Source organism: Amycolatopsis sp. CA-211722, from assembly GCF_056828465.1.
Genome location: NZ_CP184752.1, coordinates 7,325,381 through 7,332,285 on the forward strand (window position 1 = coordinate 7,325,381; position 6,905 = coordinate 7,332,285).

Genomic DNA, 6,905 nt, shown 5'->3' on the forward strand with positions numbered 1-6,905 from the left:
GCTCAGTCCCTGCCCAGCACCGGACGGTGTCGCGGGCCGTCCTTGTCGCCATCGCCCCACGAGCCCTCTTCGGCCTGCAGCCAGATCTGCGGCTCGCGCTCCTTCTGCTCGCCGTTGGCCCCGGCGCCCATCCCGCCGCCCATCGGCGCACCGCCCATGGGCATGCCACCCATCGGCATACCGCCCTGGGCGAGGTTGGGGTCGAGGGCGGGCATTCCCGAGACCGTCGGAACAGCCGCCGAGGCGGGCAGTGCCGCCGCCCGCGCGGGTTGCGTGTCGAACTGGCCCAGTGCGGCGGAGCCCGCCGCCGCGGGAAGCGCGGCGGAACCCCCGGCGCTGCCGCCGGAACCAGCGACGCCGCCACCCGAGCCGCCCGAACCGCCGACGTCGAGGGCTCCTGCGTCGATACCACTGCCCAGCGGAGCCGGCGCCGAGGCCGCCTGGGCCGCCGCCTGGTCGCCACCGAGGAAGTCCGCCAGCGGATCGGAGCCGGAGAGACCGTCGATCGCCTTGTCCACGGCGGCCTTCGCGTCGGCGAACGCCTGCTTCTCCTCGGGCGTGGAGTCGGGCTGTTCGAGCCCGTCGATCGCCTGGTGCACCGCGTTCTTGGCGCTGTCCAAGGCTTCTTGACGCGGGGTGTCCGCGGCGGAGTCACCGTTGATGGCGTCCAGCGCGGCCTGCTTGGCGTTGGCGAGGGCTTCCTGCGTCGCAGGGTCCTGCGTCTGCTGCGCCATCTTGTCGATGGCGTCGCTCGCGCCCTGGCCCAGCGCCGCGGGATCGGTGACCCCCTGGCCGGTGAGGTCGTCGATGGCCTGCTGTGCGGCCTGTTTGGCCTGGTCGAGAGCCTGCTGCTGCTCAGGCGAGCTGCTCGCGAGATCGTCGATCGCCTGTCCGGCCGCGTCCTTCGCCGCACTGGCCGGGTCACCACCGGATCCGGCACCGCCACCCGCGGGTCCGCTGGATTCCGTTGCGGGTTGCCCGGTGAGGCCTTCGATGGCGTCGTTCGCGGCCTTCTTCGCGTCGTCCAGCGCCTGCTTCCGCTTGGCGTCGGCGGCCGATTGGGCCTGCTGTTGCGCCGAAGGCACTCCGACGCCTCCTGCCGGCACGGCTCCGCTGCCTTCGGAGCCCGGGGTGGCACCGCCACCAGTTCCGGCGCTGCCGTCGGTTCCGGCGCCCGCGGTGTCCCCGCCCGGCGGGGAAGTGAGGCCGTTGATGGCGTCGTTGGCGGCCTGCTTCGCGTCCTGGAGTGCCTGATCGGCCGCGGGATCGGTCGCGGGCTGAGCGGTGCTCGCCTCGCTGGGTGCAGCCGCTCCCTCACCGGCCGCCGCGCCTTCTGTCGCGCCTTCTGTCGCGGGCACAGCCGCGTCGGTGAGCGCGCCGGCGGCATCCGCCGCCTGCTGCTTGGCCTGTTCCAGCGCGGGATCCGTCGCCGAACCCGCTCCGCCGGTCCCTGCCCCGCCCGCGGCCTGCTCGGCCGCCGCCTGGGCCTCTTCCGCTTGGGCGGGATCCGTCGCGACGGCACCTTCGGTGGCCGGTTTCAGCTCCGACAACGGGTCTTGGGTGCGGTCGACCTCTCCCCCTGCCGCCAGCTGATCCGTGCCCTTGGCAGCGGACAACGCCTCTTGTTGTTGCCGGGCGACATCGGTCGCCGAGCCGGGGTCGGCGAGGCCGTTGACGATCTGGATCGGGGCGAGATCGTTCCCGCGGTTGTTGTACTGGTTCGCCAGCGCGCCGACCGCTTCCTGAAGCCGCTTCAGGCGTTCTTCGGCGGCTTGGTCGTACATGCTGTCCAGCTCTTTTTTCAGCCACGGCTGCACGCTGTCGACCTGCTGCTGCGTGGTGGCTTCCTGGATGTACCGCGAAGCCTCGTTCTCCAGGATCTCCTTGGCGGAGTTCTGTTCCTTGTCCATTTGGGACTGGATCTGCCACCAGCCCGCCGCGAAGGCCTGGATGGCGTGCCCGACGTTCCCGATCGCCGCTCCGTACTGGCCACCGTTGAGGGCGCTGTAGAGGTCTTCGCTCTGCTTGAGGATCGCCGTGCCGTACGACTGGAGCGCGTCGCCCGCCTCACCGACGAGGCTGTCCCGCAAGGCCTTCAGTTCGGTGGCCATCGCCTCGTTGATCTCACCGATGCGCTGCACCGCCGTGTTCACCGAGGTTTCCAGCTCGTAGAACTGCTCGGCCGCCGACGAGTGGGACAGGTCGGCGTGCGCGTCGTCGGCGTTGTGCGTGAGATCGTGAACGGCCTTGGTGATCTCGGTGAGGTTGCCGTACTGCTTCGGGTCGAAAGCGGGAGCCGACTGAGTGAATTTCGCTCCGTCGAGCGCAGACGCGGGTGCGGCGGGTGCATCGGACATGGCTGGAATTCCTTCAGGCGGTGGCAGCTGACCGGTCGGAAGCGAGGCGTGCTGCGGCGAGGGTCACACGGATTGGCTTTGCGCCGGATCGTTGTAGCCGTCCCCGTCGTCGGGTGTGGCCTGTCCGGCGGTGTTCTGCTGTGCGGCTTCGGTCTGCTGGTCGAACTGGGCGATCTCGCCGGAGATCTTCGCCTCGAGGCCCTGGATGCTCCGCAGGATCGACTTGGCGTTGTCGTCGTCGGTGTTCTTGAAACCGTCGGCGATGGAGATCAAGGTCGCCCGGAGGTCGTGGAGAACGGTCTGAAGGTGCTCGCCGTGGGCGACGATGCCGTTGCGGCGGTCGTCGATGATGTGTTCCAGCCAGACCGCGGTCTCGAACTTGCCGGCGTTCGGCCACTGCGCCTTGAGCGCCTGGAAAGCGCTCATGTCGTCCATGATCTTGCCGATCTTCTCGGCCGAGGCCTTGATCGCTTCGGTGTCGAAGTTGGTGCTCATGATCAGCTCCTTTCAGGGAGAGGATGAGATCGGGCCTTCCGGTGGTGCGTCCGCTGGAGGACGCACCACCGGAACGGCCGCGCCGGCATCAGAGACCGCGCGCGCCTCGCGCGTCCTGGTCCCGCATTCCCTCCGCACCCGCCTGCAGCGCGACGCGAAGGGAATCCAGCTGCTCTCGGCTGGTGATGAGGTTTCCCCTCAGCCCCTGGCACTTGGCGTCGTACGCGTCGGCCGTGGTTCCCTGCCAGCCCACCATGATGCGCTTGACGTCGTTTTCGAGATCGGTCGTCTGACCCTCGATCTCGGTGGCCTTGTTCTTCATCATCGTCAGGCACTGGTCGATGACTTCGTAGTCGTAGGTAATCAATTTATTGCCCTTTCAGAGAAATGGAGAGTCGGTCGAGTACGGGTCAGGCGCCGAGGAAGCTGCTGGTCTCCATCGGGAGCCGCGCGATCTCCTGGCCGGCGGCCTGGTCCTGCGCGTCCTGTCCCTGCGACTCCTTGCGGATGTAGCCCGCCATTTCGGTGAGGTTGGCCAGGATGGTGCGCTTCAGCCCCTCGATCCAGTTGTCGCAGGTCGTGGACAGGGCCTTGGTGGCCGCGCTGTTGCTTCCGGCCAGCGTCGCGTCCACCTGCGACTTCAGCTGGTTGAGCTGCTGGATGATGTTGTCGGAAGTGGCCTCGTGGCGGGTGGCCTGCGCGTCGATTTCCGCCGGGTCGAGCTGTGTCGTTTTCGGCATTTGAGATTCCTCCTGCGGTCAGGTCTTGTCTTGGTCCGGCCGCCGATCGCGATCCCCGGCGTCGGCCATATTCGAAGATTAGGTCGGGGATTCCGCGTTGTCGGGAGAATTCGCTCAACCTTGGCCAGTCGGAGGAGGTCCCCTTACGAGCGGCCCCGTCAGGAGGCCGCGGTCGCCGACGCGGCCGAGGTACTCAGCAGCGGTCCGGCCGGGAAAAGGTCCAAAAGCTCCTGCGGAACCGCCACGGGCGTCACGTTCTGATAGCCCAGCGCCGCGATTTCGTCTTGGCCTGCCAGCGGATAGCGCATTCCCAGCGGTGTCACCAGTGAAGGCGGACCAGGTGCCGCGCCGGGCACCGCCTTGGGGGTGACCAGCACTCCCCGGCCCGCCGGGACACCGACCCGGCCGGCGGCCGCGCCCACCTCGTGCGTGGCGGAGGGCGCCGACGCGGCGCGGACGCTCGCCGAGGGCAGCGATTCCGCCGTCGGCGGATCGGCGCTTCCGGTGCCGTAACGCATGCAGCGCTGGGTCTCCGGTGAGTCACCGACCAGTTCGGGCGGTGCTTCCGGCAGGCCCGCGCCCAGTACCGTTCCCGATGCCGGTACCCCGGACATCTCTCCGACCCCGATCCGGATCGGTTCGACGGGTCCGTCGGGGTAGCTCTTCGCCGTCGAGGGCGCGGCCAGCAGCAGCGCGGCCACCGTACGGTTCACCGCGGCGGCGCCGTCGTCACGGACGACATAGAGCTGCTCGGTCCCGAGCGCGGTGTTGCGCACTTCGTAGACCTGGCCGATGAGGCTCTGCCTGCCCGCGATGACCGGGCCCCGCCCGCCGAGGCCGGGTACCGCCGGTACGGAGAGATCCGGCCCCTGCGGGATCGGGTTCAGCCAGGCGGCGGACACCGGCGCGGGTTCGGCGTTGCCGTACCCGAGGGAGACCAGCACCGCGGGGTCGGTGATCCGCAGCCGGGAGCCGTTCCAGACGAGATAGACCGCTCCGTTCGGCCCGGTGACCAGGAATCCTTGCCGGTCGGTGAGCCCGCCCTCGGGGGGCCGTCCGATGAGGACGGTGACGACGCCGGGGCCGTCACCGTCGCTTTCGGAGCTCACGCAGACCGTCCAGGCACCGGTGTCGAGTTCCCCCGAGGTGGGCAGGGCGTCGGGAGCGCCCGAGATGCCGACCGGCTGGCCGACCGGGGTCCCCTTCAGCGAAGCGGGGGAAACGGCGACCATCTTCCCTTCGGCTTTCGGCGCCAGCAGCCGCGCGGACGAATAGTTGAGCACCGGGCGCAACTGGCCGTCCAGGTAGAGGTAACGGGCACCGCTGTCCTCATCGAGCACGATGGTCCCGGCCTGCCGCCACGAGTTGTCGGTGCTCGGCACGAAAAGCCCGTAGATGCCGAAGATCGCCGCCAGCAGCACCGCGATCATGATCCCGAAGATGGTGCCGGTGATCATGCGCCGTCCCGGCGCCTGGATGGCATCGGCGTCGCCGTGGGCGACCGCCGCGGTCAGCCTGCCGACGACGAAGAAGTACGCCTGAACCTGGTCCTTGCGTGACTTCATCAGCTCACCATGGTCCGTACGGCGGCGTAGACGTGCAGCACCTGCAACAGGATCGGGAGGATCGCGATCGCGGTGATCGTTTCGAAGATCTCCGCGGCCCTGCCCCAGTAAGGACGTAGCCGCAGGCCCGGCAGCCGCTCGGCGGCCACCAGGAGGAGGCCGGTTCCGAGCAGGACGAGCGGGACCACGAGCAGCAGGCGCCCGGTCGGCGAGAGCCCGGCGGCGACGTGCGTGACATCGGTACCGACGGCCACCGCCGCCGGGACCAGCATCGACCACCGCGCGATCGTCCCGCTGGGGTGGCGCGAACGCAGGGCGAGCAGGACGGCCGCGACCAGGGCGAGCACCATCGACCAGGTGTCGGCCTCGGCCACGAGCAGCAGCATCAGCACCACCTGCGCCAAGCCGAGGCCGGCGTGCAGCGCGGTCGAATAGCCGACGACCGCGGCGCCGCGATCCACCACCGTCTCGAACGGCACGGGATCGATGTCCTCGCTCAGCTCGTCCGCGCCGGTCGGCAGCATCGGCAGGCTCAAGCCCGACAGGCGGAACGCCGTCGGTCCGACGAACACCCCCATGACGAGCGAAACGGCGAGGCCGACTCCGGCGGCCTGTGCGGCGCTGACCGAGACGATGGATCCGAACAGCCCGGCGATCGCCAGGGTGAGGCAGAAGATGATCCCGCCGGCGAACAGGAGCGCCGCGTCGGCGACCGCCACCAGTCCGACGGTCAGGGCGATCAACCCACCCGCGCCGGCGGCCGTGATCTGGACCATCAGCGGCGCCGTCGGCGCGAGAACGCCGACGATCAGCCAAGCCGAAAGTACTGCGTAGCAGACGCCACCGCCCACCAGGATGATCGCCGCGCGGGAGCTCCCGGAGCCGCGCGCGACCAGCGCGGACACCAGAAGCAGGAGGATGGCGGAGCCACCGACGAACTGTGCCTGGACCGCGGGCGCCCCCGCCCCGGGCAGGAGATACAAGCCGGACAGCAGCAGCACCAGCGCGCCCGCTTCGAACATCCGCCGCACGCCGGTGGGCGTCAGCTTGCCGGGATGCTCCCGCACCCGGTCGCCGACGCCGTCGACGAGGTCGTCGTAGTCGATCGCGGCGAGTTGGTCGGCGCGGGGCGCCAGATAGATGCTTTCGCCGTCCAGCAGGTTCAGCTGCCCCGGCGAGCGGTCCTCGTCGAGAGGCTCCTCCCCCAGCCGTTGCAGGACCCAGCCTTCGTGCTCCGCTCCCTCTTCGATCGTCTCCGCGCCGAACTGCAGGAGGATCGCGGGCAGCAGATCAGCGAGCGGCACCTCGGCCGGCAACGCCAGCTCGGCCGTCCGCTGACCGAGGACGAACCGCAGCCGGACCGAGCTGGTGGTGCGTTGCTGTGTCTGTTCCTCCATGAGGCGCCGGGTCCTTCCTGCCAGAGCCAGACCTTGGTCCGGAAGCTACTTCTTGAGCTGTGGGGGTCCCCGAAATCCGGGCACGGCACCGCCGAATAGGGGAAGTTCACTCACCAGCATGGGGCCTGGCCGGGTCACCGTCTGCGGTGGCGGGCTCACAGAGCCGGAATGCCGCCTTTCCGGTTAGCAGGGCTGCCCCTTATCCGTCAGGGCCGGGCGTTCTCCAGTGCGACCGGCCCTGACGGTCACACGTGTCGCGAAAGCCACTTTCAGGACACCAGACGTCGCGAAAGTGGCTTTCGCGACACGTCACGGCTGCTGCCTGCCGGCACACGCTTGGTGACGGCGCGC

The 6,905-nt window shown here is 69.4% G+C and carries 6 protein-coding genes; all 6 read right to left on the reverse strand.

The window, feature by feature from the left end:
• Positions 1-2: 2 nt before the first annotated feature.
• The 6 genes from ACOCEP_RS34330 to eccD all read right to left on the reverse strand — a co-directional run bounded on the left by ACOCEP_RS34330 (position 3) and on the right by eccD (position 6,554).
• Positions 3-2,357 (reverse strand): hypothetical protein, encoded by a 2,355-nt coding sequence (locus ACOCEP_RS34330; protein WP_482333536.1) that lies wholly within the window; start codon positions 2,355-2,357, stop codon positions 3-5.
• Between the two features lie 63 nt (positions 2,358-2,420).
• Positions 2,421-2,852 carry a hypothetical protein gene (locus tag ACOCEP_RS34335; protein ID WP_482333538.1) on the reverse strand — a complete coding sequence of 144 codons (432 nt, stop codon included), beginning with the start codon at positions 2,850-2,852 and terminating at the stop codon, positions 2,421-2,423.
• A gap of 88 nt (positions 2,853-2,940) precedes the next feature.
• Complete coding sequence (locus ACOCEP_RS34340) at positions 2,941-3,219, reverse strand: WXG100 family type VII secretion target (protein ID WP_125695329.1); 279 nt, start codon at positions 3,217-3,219, stop codon at positions 2,941-2,943.
• A gap of 43 nt (positions 3,220-3,262) precedes the next feature.
• On the reverse strand, positions 3,263-3,592 hold the full coding sequence (locus tag ACOCEP_RS34345) for a hypothetical protein (RefSeq protein ID WP_191252967.1): 330 nt from the start codon (positions 3,590-3,592) through the stop codon (positions 3,263-3,265).
• Between the two features lie 158 nt (positions 3,593-3,750).
• Positions 3,751-5,157 (reverse strand): type VII secretion protein EccB, encoded by a 1,407-nt coding sequence (gene eccB / locus ACOCEP_RS34350; protein ID WP_482333541.1) that lies wholly within the window; start codon positions 5,155-5,157, stop codon positions 3,751-3,753.
• Positions 5,157-6,554, reverse strand: coding sequence for a type VII secretion integral membrane protein EccD (gene eccD / locus ACOCEP_RS34355; RefSeq protein WP_482333543.1), 1,398 nt, complete (start codon positions 6,552-6,554; stop codon positions 5,157-5,159). Before eccD ends, eccB begins: the two co-directional genes overlap by 1 nt.
• Positions 6,555-6,905: the final 351 nt, after the last annotated feature.

Excerpts from the sequence above, each read along its gene's own strand:
- eccD (WP_482333543.1), bottom strand. The coding sequence starts at position 6,554 with ATGGAGGAACAGACACAGCAACGCACCACCAGCTCGGTCCGGCTGCGG.
- eccB (WP_482333541.1), bottom strand. The coding sequence starts at position 5,157 with ATGAAGTCACGCAAGGACCAGGTTCAGGCGTACTTCTTCGTCGTCGGC.
- ACOCEP_RS34345 (WP_191252967.1), bottom strand. The coding sequence starts at position 3,592 with ATGCCGAAAACGACACAGCTCGACCCGGCGGAAATCGACGCGCAGGCC.
- ACOCEP_RS34335 (WP_482333538.1), bottom strand. The coding sequence starts at position 2,852 with ATGAGCACCAACTTCGACACCGAAGCGATCAAGGCCTCGGCCGAGAAG.
- ACOCEP_RS34330 (WP_482333536.1), bottom strand. The coding sequence starts at position 2,357 with ATGTCCGATGCACCCGCCGCACCCGCGTCTGCGCTCGACGGAGCGAAA.